This window comes from Roseobacter sp. HKCCA0882 (genome assembly GCF_037805225.1).
Classification (GTDB): domain Bacteria; phylum Pseudomonadota; class Alphaproteobacteria; order Rhodobacterales; family Rhodobacteraceae; genus M30B80.
Window position 1 is genome coordinate 446,336 of record NZ_JBBLYI010000001.1, and the last position, 21,554, is coordinate 467,889.

Here is a 21,554-nt window from a genome sequence, read left to right on the forward strand (position 1 = left end):
TGGTGAGTTTTCGTGGGGCGATCACCGCCCCACGAAGCATGTTTTTGCTTAGGCCTTTTCGATGAAACATCGCACTTTCTTTTGGTTCTTTTTGCCCACAGGCTTGGCGATGCTGCTTTTTATCGCAGCGCCGATTGTATCCGTCGTTTTGCAGTCAGTGTTTGCGCCGCATGAGCCCGTTTTAATTACTGCGCAGACATGCACGCCGTTCAGTTGCACTGAAGAAACAACGATTGATCAGGAAGCTACGCGCGCCCTGCGCGAGGCAAAACCGTTGGGGCGATTTGTTGGCTTGGACATCTATTTCAATCGCGGTCATTTTGCCACCGCAGAAGTAGCAGAAGCCTGGCGCACAAGTAATGGTCTGACTGCGTTTTTCCCCGAGTTAGGTGATTTGCCATTTTATCGCGCAATGGCTTTCACGTTGACCTACACATTCACTGTTACCCCATTGCTGATCATCCTTGGCATGGCGATTGCGTTGGCAGTCAACACCTTGGCGCAGACGCTGAAGGGCGTTGTTATATTTTTCTCCCTTTTGCCAATGATTGTGACTCCTTTGGTGGGTTCGTTGATCATGTTTTGGATGATCGACAATCGTGGCGTTTTAGGCAATTTTCTGAGCTGGTTGGTCAGTGACCCAGATTTATCTGTGAAAGCCTCCACCGGGCTAATGTGGATTTCTCTCATCGTATATGGCATTTGGCATTCTGCACCTTTTGCATTTGTAGTGTTTTACGCGGGCCTCCAGACGTTGCCCGAGGATCAAATCGAAGCTGCGCAAATCGATGGCGCTTCTCGATGGCAGCAGGTGCGTTACATTGTTGTTCCACATCTCATGCCATTAGTGACGTTTGTCGCCCTCATTCAATTGATGGATAATTTTAGAGTGTTTGAGCCGATTGTTGGGTTCAACGCCTCAGCTCATGCGACAAGTTTAAGCTGGATTATTTTTAATGATCTTGGAGGCGAAACGCGCCAACTTTCTGCGGCTGCGGCCACGTCTGTCATGACTATTCTTGGTGTTGCGATTTTGCTCTCTCCTGTTTTGGTTCGCACCTGGCGCGACTTTAAGGGGAAAATGTAATGGCCTCAAAAACGTTACGCGCACCATTTTCACTACGTTTGTTGACCAACGGGTTTATTGTGTTTTGGCTCATACTAGCCGCATTTCCGTTTGTTTGGACGCTATGGGGCTCATTTAAAGTTGAGCTTGATTTCTTTTCTATTGCTGATTGGACGAACGCGCTAACCGGTTACAACACCGAGCGGACATATGGATCACCGTTTACTGGCGTGGGTTATCATGGTGCTTGGGTGCAAGAAGAATTTTGGCGTGCCGTAATAAACACAGGCATTGTCTGCTTCTTTGTCGTTTGCACATCTCTCACGATCGGTACTTTAGGCGGATATGCACTTTCACGCTCAGCTTTCCGCTATACGTTTTGGCTTTTGATTATTGCATTGATCTTTCGCGCAATGCCGCCAATTACACTTGTTTCTGGCTATCTGCTGCCATTTTTTGAGTGGAATGTCTGGGGTATTCTGCCAACCACCATCATTGTTTTGGTCGCTATAAACCAACCGTTTACGTTGTGGATGCTCCATTCATTTTTTCAAAATATCCCCAAAGAATTGGACGAAAGTGCTAAAGTCGATGGTTGCACACAGTTTCAAGCGTTCCGTTGGGTGATTGTGCCGGTTATGTGGCCGGGAGTAATCACAACTGGGCTTTTCAGCTTTCTACTTGCGTACAATGACTTTGCAGTAACCTCGATGTTGCTGAGTGAAAGCAATCGAACAATGGTTCCAGAAATTGCCGCATTTTTGGGGACCACTTACACTGAGGGCAATGTAATGTTCGCAGTTGCTGCCGTGGTGTCCGCGACTGCTCCGTTGTTCATTCTCGTGATGTTTTTCCAGCGTCAGATTGTGTCTGGTTTGACTGCTGGGGCGGTTAAAGGGTGACCACAATATTGATCTTGCAACAAGAAAGCAGCCGCAGAAGCGAACAAGGGAAAAGAAGATGACGATTGAATATCTCAAATCAGGCAAGCCCGCCACTGAACGTGCAGATGATGATGCAAAGACGCGCGCCGCCGTCGAAGCGATCCTCGCTGATATTGAGGCGCGCGGTGATGCAGCTGTCAGGGAACTGTCTGAAAAGTTTGATGGGTATTCTCCGCAAAGTTACTGTTTGTCCTTGGCCGAGATTGAGAGCTTAATCGCAGAGCTGTCTCCGCGGGAACTAGCGGACATCAAATTCGCACAAGAGCAGGTCGTTAAATTTGCCGAGGCTCAGCGGGCATCAATGCAAGATATCGAAGTTGAAACCCTTCCAGGCGTGATACTTGGTCACAAGAATATTCCTGTCCAGTCAGTTGGTTGCTATGTGCCAGGTGGCAAATTCCCAATGGTGGCTTCAGCGCACATGTCAGTCGCAACTGCAAAAGTGGCGGGTGTGCCACGGATTGTTGCTTGCACCCCACCATGGCAAGGAAAACCTAACCCAGCCGTTATTGCGGCAATGCATCTTGGGGGTGCCCATGAAATCTGTGTTCTGGGGGGCATCCAGGCGGTCGGTGCAATGGCACTTGGGACCGAGACAATTGAGCCTGTCCACATGTTGGTTGGCCCTGGTAATGCATATGTGGCAGAGGCGAAACGTCAGCTCTACGGCCGCGTTGGCATTGATCTTTTCGCAGGTCCCACAGAGACCATGGTAATTGCTGATGACACTGTCGATGGCGAACTTTGCGCTACCGATTTGTTGGGTCAGGCCGAACATGGATACAACTCGCCTGCCGTTCTTTTGACGAACTCACGTAAGCTCGCACAAGACACATTATCAGAAATTGATCGCCTTCTCTCTATCCTTCCTACCGCGGACACAGCCCGAACGAGTTGGGAGGATTACGGCGAGGTCATCCTATGCGATACCTACGAGGAAATGCTCACTGTAGCGGATGACATTGCCTCGGAGCATGTGCAGGTCATGACGGACAGGGATGACTGGTTCCTTGAAAACATGACATGCTATGGTGCCTTGTTTCTGGGCGCCCGCACGAATGTTGCAAATGGCGATAAAGTGATTGGCACCAATCACACATTGCCCACGAAGAAAGCGGGTCGTTATACAGGTGGCCTTTGGGTTGGAAAGTTCCTCAAAACGCATAGTTATCAGAGGGTTTTGACGGATGAAGCCGCCACGATGATAGGTGAATATGGCTCGCGTCTCTGCATGTTGGAGGGTTTTGTAGGCCATGCCGAGCAATGTAATGTGCGTGTGCGCCGTTATGGTGGCATAAACGTCCCTTATGGCGAAGGTGCGCCTCATCGTGAGGCTGCTGAGTGATATCGACCCGACATAAAGCCCGTTATGAGAGGCAAGATTATGTCTGAGCGTGCGGGTCAAATAAAGGAGGCATTTGCTTCCTTTATTGCCGCGCAGCAGGATTGCTCGCGTGATGGGCTTCGAGCCGCATTAGTGGATTTTGCCCCTACAGCACGATTTCTGATGTGCCATCCATTTGGTGAGATCTATGGCGGCACCGAATTTTTTGATCAGGCTTATGCTCCATTATTGGATGCTTTGCCTGATCTTGAGCGGCGCGACATGATTGTAATTGCGGGCACCACGCCAGAAGGACAAGACTGGCTCGGTGCAATGGGGAATTATTCGGGTACTTTTATAGCCCCGTTTTTGGATGTTCCGCCAACAGGCCACATAGTCCACATGCGGTATCATGAATTTTATCGCTACAACGGTGATGAAATCATTGAGGTTCAGGCAATCTGGGACATTCCAGAGTTGATGATGCAAGCGCGGGCCTGGCCGATGGCGCCACAATTGGGCGCACTCATCACAACACCTGCTCCCATGTCAGGCGATGGATTGACAATTTCTGGGGACGGAGAGGCGGCATTAGATCACGTGATTGCTATGCTCACAGATCTTTGTCGCTACCCTAGTAATCCAGACCCCGCAATAATGCGGCTGCATGACTATTGGCATCCTAAAATGAATTGGTATGGCCCTGCAGGCATTGGAACTGCGCGGAGTATTGCAGGTTTCAGAAACTGGCACCAGGGGCCGTTTTTGCGCGGAATGCCTGATCGTAAGCTCGATGCTTTAGGTGATTTGATGTCTCATTGGATCGGTGAAGGAGAATATGTCTGTGAAACAGGCTGGCCTAATATGCGGTTGAGTGTGAGCGGTGATGGATGGATGGGCATTGCGCCTACAGGTCAAGAAATTCTTCTTCGAAGTCTCGACTTTTGGCGTTTAGAACAGGGATTGATCCGCGAAAACTGGGTGTTGGTTGATTTGTTAGATGCCTATCAACAGCTTGGCGTCGATGTGCTCGCAAGAATGCGCGAATTCAACAAGACAAGAGTTTTGCAGAGGTTACCACACTTAGATTGGAGGAATGCATGATCTTACCTCAGACGCCTTCGTTTCGATTGGATGGTAAGCGTGCACTGGTGACTGGGGCGTCGTCCGGTATTGGCCTGGCGGCCGCGGTTGCTCTGGCCGAGGCAGGAGCAGAGGTGACCGTCGCTGCAAGAAGTGGCGATAAACTGCAAGAAATTGTCGAACAAATGGCTACGAAAGGCTGGGCTGCCAAAGCGATGGTAATGGATGTTGCCGATATCGAACGCAGCGGACGTGATGTTGCATCTTCTGGTCCCTTTGAAATCCTAGTCAACTCTGCAGGCCTCGCGCGACATGGACCTGCCTTGGAAACTACGGCGGCTGATTTCGATGCAGTGAGCGCATTGAATATCAAAGGCGCCTATTTTCTGACCCGCGCTGTGGCGCAAGGCTTGATCGATGCTGGCAAGCCAGGTTCGCTTATGAACATTTCTAGCCAGATGGCGCATGTGGGTGGTGTAGATCGTGCAGCTTATTGTGCGACGAAACACGCAGTCGAAGGCTTTACGAAAGCAATGGCGATCGAATGGGGCCCTAAGCAAATTCGGGTTAATACAATTTGTCCGACATTTATTCTCACCCCACTTACGCAAACCACATTTGACAACCCAGAACGGGCAGCTTGGATCAAAGAGAAGATAAAATTAGGCCGCCCGGGGGAAGTCGAGGATGTGATGGGAGCGGTTGTGTTTCTCGCATCTGAAGCAGCTGCTTTGATTACCGGAAGCTCGTTGATGGTAGATGGAGGTTGGACGGCTGACTGATGGTGGATAAAGTCACATCCCTTCAAGTTGCCGCGCGAGCTGGTGTGTCTCAAAGTGCGGTATCACGGGTGTTCACACCTGGAGCCTCCGTTTCTGAGAAAACGGCAGCTAAAGTCCGCAAGGCAGCGTCTGATTTGGGATATCGCCCAAACATTCTAGCACGTGCGATGATCACGGGGCGCTCGCGGATCATTGGCCTAGTGGTCGCTTATCTCGAAAATCAGTTTTATCCAGAAGCCTTGGAAAAACTCTCGAATGCCCTTCAGGCAAAAGGGTATCACGTTCTTATTTTTATGGCATCCAACAGTGCGGATAATATCAACAGCGTCATGGATGAGCTGCTTGATTACCAAGTTGATGGGATCATTCTGGCCTCAGTTGCAATGTCTTCAGACTTGACGGCGCGTTGCGAGGCCATCGGTGTGCCGGTGGTTTTGTTCAACCGCTTGCAGGACGATGAGATGTTATCGGGGGTCGCCTCTGACAATGCTGCAGGTGGTCGAAAGCTTGCAGAGTTCTTAGTCGCAGGGGGGCACAAGAAGATTGCGCATATCGCTGGATGGGATGGTGCGTCTACGCAGCGAGATCGTGAAGCAGGCTTTATGCAAGGGTTGGCAGAAGCAAATATGACCCTGCATTCACGAGCTGCGGGTAACTTCCATGCCGACCAAGCTCAAGCGGCCGCGCGCTCTTTGTTTGACAAAGAAGACCGCCCGGATGCCGTATTCGTTGCCAATGATCATATGGCCTTCGCTGTGATGGACGTGCTTCGCTATGAATTGGGGCTTCGTATCCCTGATGATGTTTCTGTAGTGGGTTATGACGACGTCACGATTTCCGCTTGGCCCAGCTATAACCTGACGACTGTACGCCAACCTGCCAACCGAATGGTGGAAGAGACAGTCAAGATGATGCTGTCGCGTATAGAGCGTCCAACAACACCCGCGCGTAAAGTGGCCATTGATGGCCCGCTTGTTGTGCGGGGTTCTGCCCGCCTTCCTCCAGGAGATAAAAAATGAAGGGCTTTGATCCAAAGTTTGCAGATTTCCCCGACTATATCTTGGGAATAACCAAAGAAATTTGGGAAGGCCGTGGTATTGCGACCCTTCACGAATACTACGCGGAGGATATCGTTGTGCGTAGTCCCGCCTCTGTCGTGGTGGGCAATGATGGTGTGATTGGGGCCACGATGGCCACTTTGGCAGAATTTCCAGATCGTCAATTGCTTGGCGAAGATGTCATTTGGTCTGGTGCACCAGAAACGGGAATGCTTTCTTCGCATCGCATTCTGTCGACCGCCACGCATCTTGGTAGTGGCATCTACGGCAAGGCATCTGGCACCAAGCTCACCTACCGCATCATTGCAGACTGTCATGCTATCAATAATAAAATTAACGATGAGTGGCTGATCCGCGATCAGGGCGCAATTGTTCGTCAAATGGGATGGGACCCTAGAGACTATGCCCGTGATCAAATTTCTCGCGAAGGCGGTGTGGTAAAGGCTACGTTGCCTTTTGTGCCGAAAATAGATGTCGCGGGCCCGTATCAAGGGCGGGGTAATGACAATGAATGGGGTGAGCGCTATGCAGATGTGCTCAATAAAATTATGTTCGCTGACATGGCGGTCATTCCAAGAGAGTATGACCGGGCTATTCAAACAGAATATCCAGGTGGCGTAACAGGTCATTCCTATCCTGCCGTGGATGAGTTTTGGATGGGTCTACGCGCTGCTTTTCCAAACGCGCAGTTCTCGATTGAACATCAAATCGGCCGCTATGATCCATTGATGCCACCGCGTGCTGCTATTCGTTGGAGCCTACACGGAAAACATGACGGTTGGGGTGCATTCGGCGCACCAACTGGGACTGATGTCTATGTGATGGGGATCAGTCATGCGGAATTTGGGCCGCGCGGCATTCGCCGTGAATTTACTCTGTTCGATGAGACCGCGATTTGGAAACAGATTTTGATTGGAGCAGGTGCGGCTGAATAGCGTTGCAACTGGCATCAATCGTTAACGACCATGTGAAGGATAGTTTCTATGACACCCCAAGAAATGGAAAATCGGATTGTCCGTTACGGCGATCTAAAGCCCTGTAAAACCGCATTTATTGATGCGCATACGCCAGGCAGTGATCAAAAGGAAAACTTCACAATCATTGGGGGGGGTGTCTCTGAAAGCCCTGACCAACATGTCCATATTAGCCTTCCTCACGGATTTAATATTGGGGCGGCGGGGCAACCCCCTAAATGTCGCAATTCTTTACATGACCATCGCACTGCTGAAGCGTTTTTTGTGCTTTCTGGTCGCTGGCGGTTTTTTTGGGGACGTTATGGCACGGCAGGCGAAGTAACTTTGGAAAAGGGGGATATTTTCAACATCCCAACAGGTATTTTTCGTGGATTTGAGAATATTGGTACTGATTATGGCATGATCATGGCTATCCTTGGGGGGGATGACGCTGGGGGCGGTGTCATGTGGGCACCACAGGTCATTGAAGATGCGGCTGCTCATGGGTTGATTTTAGCTGAAACTGGCAAGCTATATGACACCAAAAAAGGTGAGCAACTCCCCGAAGGTGTCAAACCTATGCCGCTCATGAGTGAAGAGGAGCTTGCTAAACGTCTCGAACCCACAACGGCAGAAGTGCTGCCGAACCATGTGGCGCGATACTGGGATATGGTTGCCTACGCTGATCGCAAGCCATGCAAAGTGATTGGCCAGACTGGATTGTTAAAAGACAAACCCGGTTTTGAAGTAGATTTTGTGACACGTGCATCGGCGACCGCCAATAAACATACGCATGATCGTCCATCAGTTTTGATGCCGGTCAAAGGGCATTGGCGGGTGGATTGGGATGGTGGAAGCAGCGTTTTGGCGCCTGGCGATACAATGTCGGTTCCCGAAAACCTTGCCCATAGTGCTGTGCCTTCTATGACGGGTGAAGCAGCCCTGTATCACATTGTGGCAACTGACGATCCCGCAGGGCTTACTTGGAAAGCTTGAAGTCTGACGGATGTGAAAGGATAACAAATGGCATGTATTCTCACCACTCATGTTGGCAGTTTGCCACGCACCCAAGAAGTCGTTGATTTTATTTTCGCACGTGAGCGAGAAGAAGCCTACGATACAGAGGCTTTCGATGCCGCTATGAAAAAAGCGGTGGCCGAGACAGTTGCTAAGCAAAAAGCTGCGGGTGTTGATATCGTATCAGATGGCGAAACCTCAAAGATTTCTTATGCCACCTATGTGAAGGATCGTTACACGGGCTTCTCAGGCGATAGCCCTCGGAACGCGCCGGCTGATCTTAAGATGTTTCCTAGTTTCCTTGAGAGATTGGCCAACGAAGGTGGCACGCCGAAATACGCACGGCCCATGTGTACTGGAGAAGTGCGTTCGAAAGGGCAAGGTGAGCTGGAAAAGGACATTGAAAATTTAAAAGCAGCAATGGCTGAGGCTGGCGTCGAGCGTGGGTTCATGAACGCAGCAAGCCCTGGGGTAATCTCGCTCTTTTTGCAAAATTCGTTTTACAAAACCCGTGAAGCTTATTTGGCTGCTTTGGCAGATGCAATGAAAGCGGAATATGAGACAATTGTGGCTTCGGGTCTTGATCTGCAGCTTGATTGTCCCGATTTGGCCTTAAGCCGTCACATGTTGTTCAACGACCTTTCAGATGACGCGTTCATAAAGATTGCACATATGCACGTTGAAGCATTGAATCATGCGCTTGCAGATATCCCGCAAGAGAAGGTGCGTGTTCATATTTGTTGGGGGAATTATGAAGGCCCGCATTGCTGTGACATACCAATGTCAAAGATGTTCGATACATTAATGAGCACCAAAGCGGGTTACGTTTTGTTTGAAACTTCGAACCCACGTCACGGCCATGAATGGGCTGTGTTCAAAGAGCGCAAAGCAGATATCCCTGATGATAAGATCCTAGTGCCAGGTGTCGTTGATACGACCACGAATTTTGTAGAGCATCCTGAACTTGTCGCGCAACGGATCCAGAGATTTGTCGATATCGTAGGTCACGATCGAGTAATTGCGGGAAGTGATTGTGGTTTCGGCACGTTTGCGGGGTTTGGCGCGGTTGATCCAGCAATTGCCTATGCCAAACTTGCCTCTCTTGCGGAAGGCGCGGCGCGCGTTGGAGGCACTTAGTGACGCCCCTTTTATTTCTGCCAGGCATGATGTGTGATGCGCGGCTGTTTGCACCCCAAATGGCATCTCTTTCCGCGCATCTGCCTGTCATGGTCAGTCCGTTGATTAGGGCGGATACAATAGAAAAGTTAGCCTCAAACGTCTTGCACGCTGCACCAGCACGGTTTGCATTGGCAGGGCTCTCTATGGGTGGCATTGTCGCAATGGAGGTCGTTCGCCAAGCGCCAGAAAGGGTTACGCATTTAGCGCTGCTCGATACAAACCCATTCGCAGAGATCGAGAGCGTCAAATTGCGTCGGGCGCCACAAATGCAAAAGGCGCGTGCTGGTCACCTCGAGGCGGTCATGCGAGACGAGATGAAGCCGAATTATCTATACGATGCGCCAGAAAAATCTGGGTTGATGGATCTTTGCATGGATATGGCATTGGCCTTAGGGCCTGATGTCTTTTGCGATCAATCTATCGCATTGCGTGACCGTATCGATCAGTCGCGGACATTAAGTCATTATAAAGGTCGGTCGCTTGTATTGTGCGGTCGACATGATGTGCTTTGTCCTGTGGAACGCCATCAGGCTATGCATGATATGTTGTCAAACAGTACATTTTCGATAATCGAGCAGGCTGGGCATTTACCAAGTTTAGAAAAACCTGAGGAAACAACAGCCGCTTTGCGACGCTGGTTGGAGGTATAATGGATCAAGATCTTCTTACTCTTTTGCGCTCTGTCGACACCCCAACTGTATGCAACGCGATAGAAGTGGCGCAGGGGAGACGGGGCTTCAACGCATTTACCCGTGGCACAATGAGCGTAAGTGATCCTAAAGGCGTAATTGTTGGTTATGCGGTGACCGCTCAAATTGCGGCATTAGAGCCGCCAAAAGAAAGCCCCGAGATTATTCGTGCTCGGCGCATGGCCTATTACAAAGCGATGTCAGAAGCCCCAAAGCCATCGATCGCGGTTGTGGAAGATTTAGACTATCCTCAATCGATCGGAGCGTACTGGGGAGAAGTTAACACGACTATTCACAAGGGCTTTGGCATGTCGGGTGCCTTGACGAATGGCGTGATGAGAGACTTGGGCGATTTAGCGCCTGATTTCCCCGTGATAGCGGGTAGCATTGGACCCAGCCATGGTTTCGTCCATGTCCGCAGTGTTAATGCGCCTGTATGCGTAATGGGCTTATCAGTGTCCCCTGGTGATCTGGTGCATGCTGATCGCCACGGTGCAGTGGTTATTCCAACAGAAGTGATTAATTTACTCAGCGCTGCCATCAAAAAAATGCAGGAGACGGAACAATTAATATTAGGCCCAGCACGCGGTGAAAATTTTGACTTTGCTGCTTTTGAAGAAGCATGGGCAGCATTTGAAAAATCGCGCGTTTGAATGCGTCAAAGGTCTCGTGGGTGAATTTGAGTTCGACATAGGCTTAATCCTGCCCTCGCAACCACTTTTTCCGAATGTCTCAAATCTAAGCTTAGCTGAGGTTTCTTACTTCATAATTACTGCCCTCATGGTGGGTGAGAGGCAACTATGGAGCTACTGCTGGAATGGTTTAGTCATGACTATTGCGTTCCTACGCGCCCAAGATACAATTTTAAGGCGAGTCGATTGTAGTTCTTGGGAGGGATGACATGACGCCGTTTATGAAAAGCCTTATCGCACGCCCATGCTATACAGTGGGCCCTAAGGCTACACTGTCGGAAATCATCACGTTATTGGCAGAGCATAATATTGGTGCCGTTGTCGTCGAAAATGGCTCTGGTAAAGTGCAGGGCATTATTTCCGAGCGTGACATTGTGAGACACCTTGCAACTGAGCAAGACCTTAGTGGTTGGATTGCGCAGGACATCATGACCAAAAAAGTTGCTACGGTAACCACAAAGGCTCTGTCATCAGAGATGATGCAAGTGATGGCAGATCATAATTGCCGCCACCTGCCAATTTTAGACGACGGGAAGCTGGTGGGTGTAGTCTCAAATAAAGATGTGATGAACCGTACGCTTGAGAAGTATCAGGATGAGGCTGAAGCTATGAGGGCGTTCATCAATTCTTGATCATTGCAGATCAATTTATCATCCGTTCATGCACAGCTTGCATCCCACGATCCACCATGTCGCTTACCTCAGCGGCATGGCGATGTAACGCCGATACCAGCTCTGGATCGTTTGATGTTTGGGTCACCGCAATGCCGTTTTCGATGACTTCGATTTCAGTATCTATATTCTCACCGCGCATAAAGAAAACATCCAGCGTTGGGCTTTGAATAATGACTTGTGGGTCATCCTTCGCTTCAACACGTGCAATCATGCCCGTGACATGGCTTACCAGAGCATTGAATGTATCAGGGTCACTGGTGGTTGTTACCGTATATATGCCGTTTTCTAGATTGCTCACCTCACGCTCAATTAATGTGAAGTTACGAAATAAGGTTTGCATCTCGGCGGTCTCGGTGGCTGTCGTGTTAGCTCCTCGAAGTCCTGGCATAGTATGTTCGTCATGACCCATGCCATGGCCACCGTGCTGCACATGAAGCCGGTCATGCCGGGTCATCATCTGTGCTTCAACGATATACGCACCTGCCGCGAGTGTGCTGAGAACTGCCATGCCTGCGAAAAGGTAACGTTTATTCATGGGATAGGTCTTTCTATAATTCTTAAGCACTAAATCAGCGGGGCTTATTGCGTACAAGCCCACGGATTGCCGCATAAGTATTAGCTATTTCAGTGTTGCGGGGTCAAATTAAGCAATGAGAATTTCATTCAGTATCAGGCAACCCACACGTTGTGCTTGTCGCCTTTAAGGCGATTGCGCTAGCCATGGGTATAGATAATTTTCTGCTTCATCACCGTTCAGATTCGACCCACTTTATGGCGCATTATTTTTAGCCGTACAGTATACAAAAGTATATGAAAGTATTCATTTTGCCAAATTAAAACAATGTAATACATTCTCGGTACGGGGAGGTATTTCGCATGTTTTCTAATGATGAAGCAGCTTTAGTTTTGCAGTTCTGTAGTCAGCTCACATCTGGAAAAGAAATGGATCCAGAGGTCTTTGGTATAAGTAAGCAGTGGCTTGAACGACAGGGTAATCAGATCAGTGTGACCGAAACCGGTCGGGCACTTTATGCGTCTTTGAAAGGCCAATCTTTGACGCGTTCTGCATGGAACGGATTCTAGCTTAGTTGTTAAACTTTATCATCAATGATGGTGCCATATCCCAGACCCATTGGCTCTATCCTAAGGCTTTGTCTTCACAGCTTTCGACAATCGTCGCGGCATGGGCATAAGTATCAAGCAAGGGAAGAGTAATATGAAGACGTTATCGGATCTGATATCGGGTCATTCTGGAACCTCACGCGCAATAGGTGCGCCAGGCCGTGGATGGATTACATATGACGGTCTCAGAAAATTATCACAAGATGTGAATAGTTCGCTGAGAAAAGCGGGCATCGGATCGTCTGATCGTGTGGCTATTGTGCTTCCTAATGGGCCAGAAATGGCAGCGGCGTTTGTGACCATTGCTCAATCCGCTACTACAGCTCCTTTGAACCCTGCGTATCGCGAGGAAGAATTTGAGTTCTATCTCGAAGATTTAAAAGCGCGCGCGCTTGTTGTTGCAGCTGGATATGATGGTCCTGCGCTTGCCGTGGCAGAACGGTTTGACATGATCGTTTTTGAGTTAACATCATTAGAACCTGCGGGTAATTTCACTCTCTCAGCGAATGTGACGGGCGAAGCCAAAGCGGCCGTTCCAGGCGCTGATGACATTGCTCTCATCCTTCACACCTCCGGAACGACATCACGGCCTAAAATTGTGCCGTTACTTCAATCAAATGTTGTCGCATCTGCTCAAAACATCATGAAGTCTTTGGAGCTGACCGAAGATGACTGCTGTCTGAATGTTATGCCGCTATTTCACATTCACGGCCTAGTTGCTGCTGTTAGCGCGTCTCTCGCCGCTGGCTCGTCAATCAGCTGCGCGCCAGGATTTGATGCATTAAAGTTTTATAGTTGGCTCGAAGAGGTCGATCCGTCCTGGTATACGGCGGTGCCGACGATGCACCAAGCAATTCTCGCACGAGCCCCTCGTAACCAGGCCATTATTGAGAAGTCTCGCCTACGTTTCTTGCGTTCTTCGTCGTCATCTCTGCCAGGTCCAGTAATGATACAGCTTGCCGAAACTTTTGGCGCGCCAGTTGTAGAGGCTTACGGTATGACCGAGGCTGCCCACCAAATGTGCTGTAACCCAATTGAACTAGGTCGACAGAAACCAGGCGCTGTAGGGTTGCCAGCAGGGCCGGAGGTCCGCATTGCACACGAAACAGAAAATCGTTTGATTGATGGCCTTGGTGAAGTGACCATTTCAGGGCCAAATGTAACGCCTGGCTACGAAGCAAACCCAGAAGCTAATGAAAAGAACTTTTTTGATGCAGAAGGAAAGCGTTGGTTTCGTACCGGTGATCAGGGCATGTTCGACGAAGACGGTTATCTGAGCCTCACTGGCCGTTTGAAGGAAATCATCAACCGAGGTGGCGAGAAAATCAGTCCATTAGAAGTAGACGGCATATTGTCGGATCATCCCAGCGTAGCCCAATGCGTTACATTTGCTATCCCGCACGAAAAGTTGGGTGAGGAGGTTGGCGCAGCTGTCGTGTTGAAGGAAGGGCAAGTTGCCACCGATGCTGAGATCCGTGAGTTTTTAGCTGCGCGCTTAGCAGCATTTAAGGTCCCGCGCACAGTTCTTATCTTGGATGAAATCCCAAAAGGTGCCACCGGTAAACTTCAACGTATCGGGTTGGCTGAAAAACTGGGTCTTGCATAGAGGTATTTCTTTGAAAATTTGTATTTTTGGTGCAGGCGCAATTGGTGGCTATATGGCGGTAAAGTTAGCTCGAGTTGGAGCTAACGTCAGCCTGGTAGCGCGTGGTCCACATTTGAAAGCCATGCAACAGAACGGGCTAACTCTGATCGAGGAGAGCGGCAAAACAACCCTAGAGGTTAACGCGTCTGAAAACCCCGAGGAGCTAGGGGTCCAAGATTATGTTGTTGTCACGCTTAAAGCACATTCTGTACCTCCAGTCGTATCCAAGATGGCCCCGCTTATTGGGGATGGAACTACGGTTGTATCAGGCGTTAATGGTGTGCCGTGGTGGTACTTTCACAAGATTGGTGGGCCTCTAGAAGGCACGCGTCTTGCGTCCGTGGATCCTGGAGATGCCCAATGGGATGCGTTTGGGCCAGATAGCGTGTTGGGGTGCGTTGTTTACCCTGCCGCTGAAGTTGTTGAGCCAGGTGTGATTAAACACATTGAGGGTAACCGATTTTCCTTAGGAGAACCTGACGGGTCTAAGTCAGAGCGCGCCATGGCATTATCGGCTGCTTTGTCCGAGGCGGGGTTAAAGGCTCCGGTACGCCCAAAGTTGCGAGACGAGATTTGGGTTAAACTTTGGGGTAATCTGTCATTTAACCCCATTTCAGCGCTCACTCATGCTACTTTGGATGTGTTATGCACGGACGCAGGGACTAGAGAGGTTGCCCGAAACATGATGCTCGAGGCGCAACAAATCGCAGAGGCGCTTGGTGTAAAGTTTCCAATTGATGTTGATCGTCGTATCGATGGCGGCGCCGCAGTAGGCGCACACAGGACCTCCATGTTGCAAGACTTAGACCTGGGCCGTCCTATGGAAATCGATGCCTTAGTTTCATCGGTGCAAGAACTGGGAAAGGTTACCGGTATACCCACCCCAACCATCGATACGGTGCTGGCTCTGATCCGACTAAGAGCCCGCAGTGCTGGGCTTTACAACTGACCTTTCAGTCGGGCGCAGATTTTCTTTTAATTTCGATTGTTGGATATCCAACGAGTAGGTAGATACGATAGAAGTTCGTTTTCGTGCTGACAATTTCATTCATTTTTATCATAGGCGGTCTGCTATGCCCTTTGAGAGCAAATTATTTTCACCCGTGACTGTGCGCGGCCTCACCTTTCGCAATCGTATTGTGCTCTCGCCGCTGTGTATGTACTCCGCAAAGAAAGGCTTGGCCTCTGATTTTCACGCGTCCCACCTGTCTGCGTTTGCGCGTGGCGGGGTGGGATTGGTCTTTACTGAGGCGACCGCGGTCGAGCCGCGCGGACGGATCACGGCCAAATGTTTAGGAATTTGGAACGATGCGCAGGTGGAGGCGTTCAAACCTATCACTCGGTTCATCACTGAGATGGGCGCGGTGCCTGCGATCCAGTTGGCCCATGCAGGGCGAAAAGCCAGTAGTACCCCTCCATGGGACGGCGGTAAGCCTGTTGCCCCCGATGACACAACATGGGGCGAGGGGGGGTGGCAAACTGTTGCGCCTTCTGGGCTGCCTTTGGCTGATGGGTGGCCAAGCCCCAAAGCGTTGAGTGTGGATGAGATCGTGGGCCTGATCGCGGCCTTTGCCGATGCCGCAAAACGCGCGCTTGCCGCAGGGTTCAAGGTGATCGAAATTCATGGCGCACATGGGTATTTGATCCATAGCTTTTTGTCGCCCACTACCAATCAGCGCAATGATGCCTATGGTGGGGATCTTGAGGGGCGGATGCGCTTTGCCTTGGAGGTCAGCCGCGCGGTGCGCGCGGTTTGGCCTGAGGATCTTCCCCTGTTTTTCCGTATCTCCGCAGTGGATACAGGGGGGTGGTCGCTTGAGGATTCCGTCACGCTGGCCAAGGCGCTTAAGGCGATTGGGGTTGATGTGATTGATTGCTCATCAGGTGGGATTGCGGGCGCGCCTGCCTTCCGCGCCAGTGATGATGGGCGGCCTTTACCTGCAGGCGGACAGCGACCTTTGGGATTTCAGGTGCCCTATGCCGAGGCGATGGAGCGCGAAGCAGGTATTGCTGCCATGGCGGTTGGACGGATTGTGGATGGGCAGCAGGCCGAGGATATCCTGCAAGAGGGGCGCGCCAGTTTCATCGCCTTGGGGCGGGAATTGATGCATGATCCGTTTTGGCCCCTTCACGCCGCCGAGGCCCTTGGCGAGGCGGATGCGTTTTCGCTCTGGCCTGAGCAATATCGGTGGGCCATTGTGCGCCGTGCCGAGCTTGGACAGTATCAGGCGGGGTGACTTCAAGCCCTGCGGTCAAACAGGCCCGATGCCAACACCACGCCTGCAGCCACCAAGATCACACCGATCAATTTGATCAGGGTAACAGTCTCGCCCAGAAACAGCGCACCTCCGATCAAGGCGAGAACGGGCGTCAATGCGCCAAAGGCAGCGGTTTGCGCAGCCCCCAATTGGCGCACGGCGATAGAGTAGAGAACCAATGCCAAAACAGCGATCAAAACACCCTGAAGTACAGCCATGACGAGAAAGTCCTGCAGACTTACTCCCGCAAAACTGACATTCCCTGAGAGGGCCAGGAATGGCGCCACGGCGAGGGTTCCCCAGAATAGCCCAATCACCAAACCATGCAGAGGCGTGAACCCGCTTTGTTTGAAATAGACTGCATAAATTGCCCACAGGAAAGAGCCAGATAAAAATAGGATATGTCCGCGCCATGCGCCATCTACGCTGCTATGTATGACTTGCCAAAGTCCCACCATTAAAGCGCCGATAAAGATTACAATTAAGCCGATATAACGCGGCCTTGAAGGACGCTCTCCCGTCATAAACACCATGACGATAGCCGTCCAAAATGGTAGCATTCCTGGTGCCAAGACCCCCGCATCCGAGGCTGGCGCAAAGAACAAACCCATTGAGATTATGTAGGGAAAGAGCGCACTAGCCCCAAGTCCCAGCATGATTGCGCCTGTCACGCTTTGGCCGTACGGGACCACACCTAATTTCAGCATAAGTGGGATCGTGATCAAAAATCCTGTGCCAAGGCGTAGAAGCAAGACCTCCTCTACTGTAAAATTCGTGCTGACGGCAAACCGCGTGCCGACCAGAAACAGGGCCCATATCGTGACAGTCGCTAGAGCGGCGAAAAGACCTGTGAGGGGAAGGGTCATTGGCGGGGTCATCCATCATTGCAAAGGGGTTTTGCGCGCGGAAACTGCGCAGCCCGACCATCGCGCGGATTGTGGCCCAAATGCAAGGGGTGGGTTGCATTGCGGCTATGCGCCAATCACCGCTTGACTTCTCATCTCAGATACACGAGGAGCAAGGCCTGTTCCCGCGTGATCGCGTGAGAGAGTTGTGCCCGACAGACGGGCCGAGCGGGGCATCACCACTCAGTATCCCAACACGCAGGGTTCCTGATACGGCGATAGGGTGGCGGGAAGGCCAATGTCGTTGTGAACCCGAAACGGCTGCCTATCATTTGGCGGCCAAACGGCTTTGTGCGCGCTTTGCATAGGGCTTTGTGAAAAGGATATCTCTTTGTTTGATTTTGATATGCTGGGACTTGAGCCCACGTTGAACGCGGCGTTGAAAGCCGCAAACTTGTCCGAACCCACCCCGATCCAGAACCAAGCCATTCCTTTGGCCTTGGAAGGGCACGATATTATGGGTCTGGCGCAAACAGGCACAGGCAAGACGCTGGCCTTCGGTTTGCCGCTGATCAACCATTTGTTGGGCAAGCAGGGCAAGCCTGAACCAAAAACCGTCAAGGCATTGGTGCTTGCGCCAACGCGTGAATTGGTGAACCAAATCGCAGACAGCCTCAAGCCTCTGACGGCAGGGTCCAAGTTGCGGGTTCATTCTGTGGTGGGGGGGCAATCGATCCCCAAGCAGATCAACCTTCTTGCGCGCGGCACTGATATTTTGGTGGCCACACCCGGTCGCTTGATTGACCTGCTCAATCGCCGCGCGGTTGATCTCAGCCAAACGCGCCATCTGGTTTTGGACGAGGCCGATCAAATGCTTGATCTGGGCTTTATCCATGCGCTGCGTCAAATCGCGCCGCATTTGGCAACCCCGCGTCAAACCATGCTGTTCTCGGCCACCATGCCTAAGCAGATGGAAGAATTGTCGAGCGCCTATTTGAACAACCCCCGCCGTGTTCAAGTTTCGCCTCCAGGAAAAGCGGCAGATAAGATCACGCAGTCGGTGCATTTTGTCTCTAAGAGCGATAAACCTGCCAAACTGCGCGAAATCCTGAGCCGCGATTTGGACGCGCTGACGCTTGTTTTTGCGCGCACAAAACATGGTGCGGAAAAGCTGATGAAAGGCTTGGTTGAGGATGGCTATAAGGCCGCATCGATCCACGGCAACAAAAGCCAAGGACAGCGCGATCGTGCCATCAAACAATTCCGCGCAGGTGAGATCACTGTGTTGGTCGCAACCGATGTTGCGGCCCGTGGCATCGATATCCCAGGTGTGGCTTATGTGGTCAATTATGATTTGCCAGATGTGCCTGAGAATTACGTCCATCGTATTGGCCGCACGGCCCGCGCAGGGCGCGAGGGAGAGGCAATTGCCTTTTGCGCCGCTGATGAAATGGATTTGCTGCGCCAAGTGCAAAAGCTGATGAAACTCGAAATCCCCGTGGCCAGCGGCAGCGCGCCCGAGGGGGCCGAGCAAGGTGGCGGTCGCCCACATCGCGACGGCCCTCGCCGTGGCTTTAAGCCAAAGGCCAATGCAGGGCATGGCGCGGCGGATGGCAAACCGCGTCATCGCCGCCGTGGCAAACCCGCCCGCGGGCCACGCCAAAAGGCAGCATAATCTTAAAAAAAAGGGGGCCATGCGCCCCCTTTTTTCTTTGCACCACCGTCCTTCGGGGTTTAGCAAAGGCACCACGGTGTTTCGTGGGAGGGGATAAGATGGTGGTGCGTGTGGCGGTCATTGGCGCAGGCGTGATGGGGGCGGATCATGCAAAGATCATCGCCCAAGATGTGCCGCATGCCTGTTTGCAACTTGTCTGCGACATGGATGGCGCGCGGGCGCGCGCCGTGGCCGATGCGACAAGTGCGGTTGATTGCACAGATGACCCCGAAGCCGCGCTGTTGCGCGAAGATATTGATGCGGTGATTATCGCCTCGCCCGATTTTACTCATGCACCTTACACCAAGACGCTGATTGCACGCGGCAAGCGGGTTTTGTGTGAAAAGCCCCTAAGCCAAAAGATTGACGAATGTTTGGATGTGATGGCCGCCGAACAGGCGACAGGGGCGCACCATATCATGGTTGGCTTCATGCGCCGCTATGATCGTGCCTATTTTGATATGCGCGAAGCCCTTGCCAAAGGTGTGTTGGGGCGGGCTTTGATGATGCATAACTTTCACCGCAACCTCGCCACGCCTTATCCCAGTTTCACGGGGGCCATGGCGATTACCAATTCCGCGCCGCATGAGTTTGACATCGCGCGGTATCTTTTGGGGGTGGAGGTGACCACGATCACCGCCCATCAGCCTAAGCGCAGCGATGATGTTGTGGCGCCCGTGGTGATGGTTCTGGAAACCGATGATGATCAATTGATCACAGTCGAGGTCAACAACAACGCCGCCTACGGATATGATGTGCGCGCAGAATTGGTCGGCGAGCTTGGCAGTATCTCAACCAACAAAGTGGCGCATTCCCGCCTTGATACGCGACTGAGTTCGGCGATCCGCTATGACGAGGATTGGCGCGGACATTACCATGATGCCTATGTCGCCCAAAATCGAGATTTCATGGGATTTGTGCAAACGGGTATTTTGCCAGAAGCGGCTGCCAGCATATGGGATGGCTATGCCGCCGCCCTTGTTGCGGATACAGGTGTGCGTGCCTTGCACTCAGGCGTCAAAGAGCGGGTTGAAATGATCAAAAAACCCGCCTTTTACGCTTAGGTCCGTTCCATCAAATCGCGGGTCATGGCCGCGTGATTTGCCAAGAGTTTGGTCATATCCATGCTGACCAACTGCCCCTCTTCAACAATGACCTTGCCATTGATGATGGTGTAATTGGTCTTGCCCGAGCCGCAGAACAACAGACCTGCAAGGAGATCCCATTGCGCGCCTGCAAAATCGATGCCGCGTGTATCAAAGGCAGCAAGATCGGCGGCATAGCCCTTGGCAAGCACTCCAATATCATCGCGGCCTAGAACAGACGCGCCGCCACGGGTTGCCACCGCCAAAGCCTCGCGCGCGGTCATCGCATCGCCCCCTTTCATAACGCGCTGCAGCAGCATGGCTTGGCGCGCCTCATTGAGCATGTGGCCGCTGTCATTGGAGGCCGAGCCATCAACCCCAAGCCCCACCTTAACCCCTGCATCCAGACAGTGACGGACGGGTGCAATGCCACTGGCCAACCGCATATTCGAGCAGGGGCAATGCGCAATGCCCGTGCCTGTTCGTGCAAAGAGGTTGATCTCGCCCTCATCCAATTGAACGCAATGGGCGTGCCAAACATCGTGGCCTGTCCAACCAACCGCCTCGATATATTCACCGGGGCGCATCCCAAAGGTCGCAAGGCTATAGTCGATATCCTCGACATTCTCGGCCAGATGCGTGTGCATCCCGACCCCGTAGCTGCGCGCCATAGTGGCGGTTTCGCGCATCAAATCCATGCTGACGGAGAAAGGCGAACACGGGGCCAAAGCCACCCGCCGCATCGCATAGCGGCTGGCGTCATGATGGGATTCGATAAGGCGTTGGCAATCGGCCAGAATGGCGGGTTCGGCTTCGGTTAGACGATCTGGGGGAAGCCCCCCTTTGCTTTCGCCAATGCTCATCGAGCCGCGTGTGCCGTGAAAGCGTAAACCAATATCTTCGGCAGCGGCAAAGCTATCTTCAAGCCGCGCGCCATTGGGATAGAGATACAGATGGTCGGAGGAGGTTGTGCAGCCCGTCATCGCCAATTCCGCCATGGCCAAGGCCCCTGACCAATAAATATGATCTGGCCCAATATTGCACCAGATGGGGTAAAGGGTCTGCAACCAACCAAAAAGCGGTGCGTTTTGCGCCGCAGGCACGGCGCGGGTGAGGTTTTGGAACATATGGTGATGGGTGTTCACCATCCCGGGGATCACCACATGACCGCGCATATCAATCACGCGATCTGCGCTTTGCGGTAAATCCGCGGTTTTTCCAACCGTCTCGATCACCCCGCCGCGTGCGAACAGCGCACCATCGGTTATCTCATCGCCATAGGGCGCATCAGGGCGCGCCTCCATCGTGCACAGAAGATCTGCGTGTTTGATCAAAAGCGTCTCTTGCGCCATGGGAGCCGTCCTGTTGGTTATCCTGCAAGTCTGCATCATATACGGGCATTTGCGTGCAAGTTAAGCGTTTTG

Annotated in this window: 21 protein-coding genes; 18 read left to right on the forward strand and 3 right to left on the reverse strand. The window is 51.8% G+C overall.

The window, feature by feature from the left end:
• The first annotated feature begins 61 nt into the window (after window positions 1-61).
• The 12 genes from AAC622_RS02335 (at window position 62) to AAC622_RS02390 (ending at window position 11,419) form a co-directional block, all read left to right on the forward strand.
• Window positions 62-1,087 carry a carbohydrate ABC transporter permease gene (locus AAC622_RS02335; RefSeq protein ID WP_340260104.1) on the forward strand — a complete coding sequence of 342 codons (1,026 nt, stop codon included), beginning with the start codon at window positions 62-64 and terminating at the stop codon, window positions 1,085-1,087.
• Window positions 1,087-1,968, forward strand: a complete 882-nt coding sequence (locus AAC622_RS02340; RefSeq protein ID WP_340255156.1) for a carbohydrate ABC transporter permease — start codon at window positions 1,087-1,089, stop codon at window positions 1,966-1,968. Before AAC622_RS02335 ends, AAC622_RS02340 begins: the two co-directional genes overlap by 1 nt.
• Window positions 1,969-2,026: 58 nt before the next feature.
• Window positions 2,027-3,355 (forward strand): histidinol dehydrogenase, encoded by a 1,329-nt coding sequence (gene hisD, locus AAC622_RS02345; RefSeq protein WP_340260105.1) that lies wholly within the window; start codon window positions 2,027-2,029, stop codon window positions 3,353-3,355.
• A gap of 39 nt (window positions 3,356-3,394) precedes the next feature.
• Window positions 3,395-4,438, forward strand: coding sequence for an ester cyclase (locus tag AAC622_RS02350; RefSeq protein WP_340260106.1), 1,044 nt, complete (start codon window positions 3,395-3,397; stop codon window positions 4,436-4,438).
• Window positions 4,435-5,199 carry an SDR family NAD(P)-dependent oxidoreductase gene (locus AAC622_RS02355; protein ID WP_340260107.1) on the forward strand — a complete coding sequence of 255 codons (765 nt, stop codon included), beginning with the start codon at window positions 4,435-4,437 and terminating at the stop codon, window positions 5,197-5,199. The genes AAC622_RS02350 and AAC622_RS02355 overlap by 4 nt, the downstream gene beginning before the upstream one ends.
• Entirely contained in the window at window positions 5,199-6,218 is a 1,020-nt protein-coding gene (locus tag AAC622_RS02360) for a LacI family DNA-binding transcriptional regulator (RefSeq protein ID WP_445322590.1), read from the forward strand. Before AAC622_RS02355 ends, AAC622_RS02360 begins: the two co-directional genes overlap by 1 nt.
• A complete protein-coding gene (locus tag AAC622_RS02365) occupies window positions 6,215-7,192 on the forward strand; it encodes a nuclear transport factor 2 family protein (RefSeq protein WP_340260108.1) in 978 nt (325 codons plus the stop codon). The genes AAC622_RS02360 and AAC622_RS02365 overlap by 4 nt, the downstream gene beginning before the upstream one ends.
• A 48-nt stretch (window positions 7,193-7,240) precedes the next feature.
• Window positions 7,241-8,206 (forward strand): cupin domain-containing protein, encoded by a 966-nt coding sequence (locus tag AAC622_RS02370; protein ID WP_340260109.1) that lies wholly within the window; start codon window positions 7,241-7,243, stop codon window positions 8,204-8,206.
• Between the two features lie 27 nt (window positions 8,207-8,233).
• Complete coding sequence (locus AAC622_RS02375; protein ID WP_340260110.1) at window positions 8,234-9,364, forward strand: cobalamin-independent methionine synthase II family protein; 1,131 nt, start codon at window positions 8,234-8,236, stop codon at window positions 9,362-9,364.
• Window positions 9,364-10,056 (forward strand): alpha/beta fold hydrolase, encoded by a 693-nt coding sequence (locus tag AAC622_RS02380; RefSeq protein WP_340260111.1) that lies wholly within the window; start codon window positions 9,364-9,366, stop codon window positions 10,054-10,056. The genes AAC622_RS02375 and AAC622_RS02380 overlap by 1 nt, the downstream gene beginning before the upstream one ends.
• Window positions 10,056-10,748, forward strand: a complete 693-nt coding sequence (locus tag AAC622_RS02385; RefSeq protein WP_340260112.1) for an RraA family protein — start codon at window positions 10,056-10,058, stop codon at window positions 10,746-10,748. The genes AAC622_RS02380 and AAC622_RS02385 overlap by 1 nt, the downstream gene beginning before the upstream one ends.
• A gap of 248 nt (window positions 10,749-10,996) precedes the next feature.
• The gene (locus AAC622_RS02390) at window positions 10,997-11,419 is read left to right on the forward strand and encodes a CBS domain-containing protein (RefSeq protein ID WP_340255191.1); all 423 of its coding nucleotides are present in this window, start codon (window positions 10,997-10,999) and stop codon (window positions 11,417-11,419) included.
• Between the two features lie 10 nt (window positions 11,420-11,429).
• Here the strand turns inward: AAC622_RS02390 and AAC622_RS02395 are convergent, their stop codons facing one another.
• Window positions 11,430-11,996 carry a hypothetical protein gene (locus AAC622_RS02395; protein WP_340260113.1) on the reverse strand — a complete coding sequence of 189 codons (567 nt, stop codon included), beginning with the start codon at window positions 11,994-11,996 and terminating at the stop codon, window positions 11,430-11,432.
• A gap of 341 nt (window positions 11,997-12,337) precedes the next feature.
• Here AAC622_RS02395 and AAC622_RS02400 point away from each other — a divergent pair, with 341 nt between their 5' ends.
• The 4 genes from AAC622_RS02400 to AAC622_RS02415 all read left to right on the forward strand — a co-directional run bounded on the left by AAC622_RS02400 (window position 12,338) and on the right by AAC622_RS02415 (window position 16,465).
• Window positions 12,338-12,544 carry a hypothetical protein gene (locus AAC622_RS02400; protein ID WP_340245311.1) on the forward strand — a complete coding sequence of 69 codons (207 nt, stop codon included), beginning with the start codon at window positions 12,338-12,340 and terminating at the stop codon, window positions 12,542-12,544.
• Window positions 12,545-12,677: 133 nt separating this feature from the next.
• A complete protein-coding gene (locus AAC622_RS02405; RefSeq protein ID WP_340260114.1) occupies window positions 12,678-14,189 on the forward strand; it encodes an AMP-binding protein in 1,512 nt (503 codons plus the stop codon).
• Between the two features lie 10 nt (window positions 14,190-14,199).
• Window positions 14,200-15,177: a 2-dehydropantoate 2-reductase gene (locus tag AAC622_RS02410; RefSeq protein ID WP_340260115.1), complete on the forward strand. Its 978-nt coding sequence runs from the start codon at window positions 14,200-14,202 to the stop codon at window positions 15,175-15,177.
• A 124-nt stretch (window positions 15,178-15,301) separates the two neighbouring features.
• A complete protein-coding gene (locus tag AAC622_RS02415; RefSeq protein WP_340260116.1) occupies window positions 15,302-16,465 on the forward strand; it encodes an NADH:flavin oxidoreductase/NADH oxidase in 1,164 nt (387 codons plus the stop codon).
• Between the two features lie 2 nt (window positions 16,466-16,467).
• Here AAC622_RS02415 and AAC622_RS02420 read toward each other — a convergent pair whose 3' ends face one another.
• On the reverse strand, window positions 16,468-17,352 hold the full coding sequence (locus tag AAC622_RS02420; protein WP_340260117.1) for a DMT family transporter: 885 nt from the start codon (window positions 17,350-17,352) through the stop codon (window positions 16,468-16,470).
• Window positions 17,353-17,722: 370 nt separating this feature from the next.
• Between AAC622_RS02420 and AAC622_RS02425 the strand changes: the two genes are divergently transcribed.
• Window positions 17,723-19,006, forward strand: a complete 1,284-nt coding sequence (locus AAC622_RS02425; protein ID WP_340260118.1) for a DEAD/DEAH box helicase — start codon at window positions 17,723-17,725, stop codon at window positions 19,004-19,006.
• Window positions 19,007-19,104: 98 nt separating this feature from the next.
• The gene (locus AAC622_RS02430) at window positions 19,105-20,109 is read left to right on the forward strand and encodes a Gfo/Idh/MocA family oxidoreductase (protein ID WP_340260119.1); all 1,005 of its coding nucleotides are present in this window, start codon (window positions 19,105-19,107) and stop codon (window positions 20,107-20,109) included.
• Here the strand turns inward: AAC622_RS02430 and AAC622_RS02435 are convergent.
• Window positions 20,106-21,482 carry an 8-oxoguanine deaminase gene (locus AAC622_RS02435; protein WP_340260120.1) on the reverse strand — a complete coding sequence of 459 codons (1,377 nt, stop codon included), beginning with the start codon at window positions 21,480-21,482 and terminating at the stop codon, window positions 20,106-20,108. The two genes, AAC622_RS02430 and AAC622_RS02435, sit on opposite strands and share 4 nt — an antisense overlap.
• Between the last annotated feature and the right edge of the window lie 72 nt (window positions 21,483-21,554).

What these genes read in the sequence shown, in the direction of transcription:
- AAC622_RS02335 (WP_340260104.1), top strand. Translation starts at nt 62, where the DNA reads ATGAAACATCGCACTTTCTTTTGGTTCTTTTTGCCCACAGGCTTGGCG.
- AAC622_RS02340 (WP_340255156.1), top strand. Translation starts at nt 1,087, where the DNA reads ATGGCCTCAAAAACGTTACGCGCACCATTTTCACTACGTTTGTTGACC.
- hisD (WP_340260105.1), top strand. Translation starts at nt 2,027, where the DNA reads ATGACGATTGAATATCTCAAATCAGGCAAGCCCGCCACTGAACGTGCA.
- AAC622_RS02350 (WP_340260106.1), top strand. Translation starts at nt 3,395, where the DNA reads ATGTCTGAGCGTGCGGGTCAAATAAAGGAGGCATTTGCTTCCTTTATT.
- AAC622_RS02355 (WP_340260107.1), top strand. Translation starts at nt 4,435, where the DNA reads ATGATCTTACCTCAGACGCCTTCGTTTCGATTGGATGGTAAGCGTGCA.
- AAC622_RS02360 (WP_445322590.1), top strand. Translation starts at nt 5,199, where the DNA reads ATGGTGGATAAAGTCACATCCCTTCAAGTTGCCGCGCGAGCTGGTGTG.
- AAC622_RS02365 (WP_340260108.1), top strand. Translation starts at nt 6,215, where the DNA reads ATGAAGGGCTTTGATCCAAAGTTTGCAGATTTCCCCGACTATATCTTG.
- AAC622_RS02370 (WP_340260109.1), top strand. Translation starts at nt 7,241, where the DNA reads ATGACACCCCAAGAAATGGAAAATCGGATTGTCCGTTACGGCGATCTA.
- AAC622_RS02375 (WP_340260110.1), top strand. Translation starts at nt 8,234, where the DNA reads ATGGCATGTATTCTCACCACTCATGTTGGCAGTTTGCCACGCACCCAA.
- AAC622_RS02385 (WP_340260112.1), top strand. Translation starts at nt 10,056, where the DNA reads ATGGATCAAGATCTTCTTACTCTTTTGCGCTCTGTCGACACCCCAACT.
- AAC622_RS02390 (WP_340255191.1), top strand. Translation starts at nt 10,997, where the DNA reads ATGACGCCGTTTATGAAAAGCCTTATCGCACGCCCATGCTATACAGTG.
- AAC622_RS02395 (WP_340260113.1), bottom strand. Translation starts at nt 11,996, where the DNA reads ATGAATAAACGTTACCTTTTCGCAGGCATGGCAGTTCTCAGCACACTC.
- AAC622_RS02400 (WP_340245311.1), top strand. Translation starts at nt 12,338, where the DNA reads ATGTTTTCTAATGATGAAGCAGCTTTAGTTTTGCAGTTCTGTAGTCAG.
- AAC622_RS02405 (WP_340260114.1), top strand. Translation starts at nt 12,678, where the DNA reads ATGAAGACGTTATCGGATCTGATATCGGGTCATTCTGGAACCTCACGC.
- AAC622_RS02415 (WP_340260116.1), top strand. Translation starts at nt 15,302, where the DNA reads ATGCCCTTTGAGAGCAAATTATTTTCACCCGTGACTGTGCGCGGCCTC.
- AAC622_RS02420 (WP_340260117.1), bottom strand. Translation starts at nt 17,352, where the DNA reads ATGACCCTTCCCCTCACAGGTCTTTTCGCCGCTCTAGCGACTGTCACG.
- AAC622_RS02430 (WP_340260119.1), top strand. Translation starts at nt 19,105, where the DNA reads ATGGTGGTGCGTGTGGCGGTCATTGGCGCAGGCGTGATGGGGGCGGAT.
- AAC622_RS02435 (WP_340260120.1), bottom strand. Translation starts at nt 21,482, where the DNA reads ATGGCGCAAGAGACGCTTTTGATCAAACACGCAGATCTTCTGTGCACG.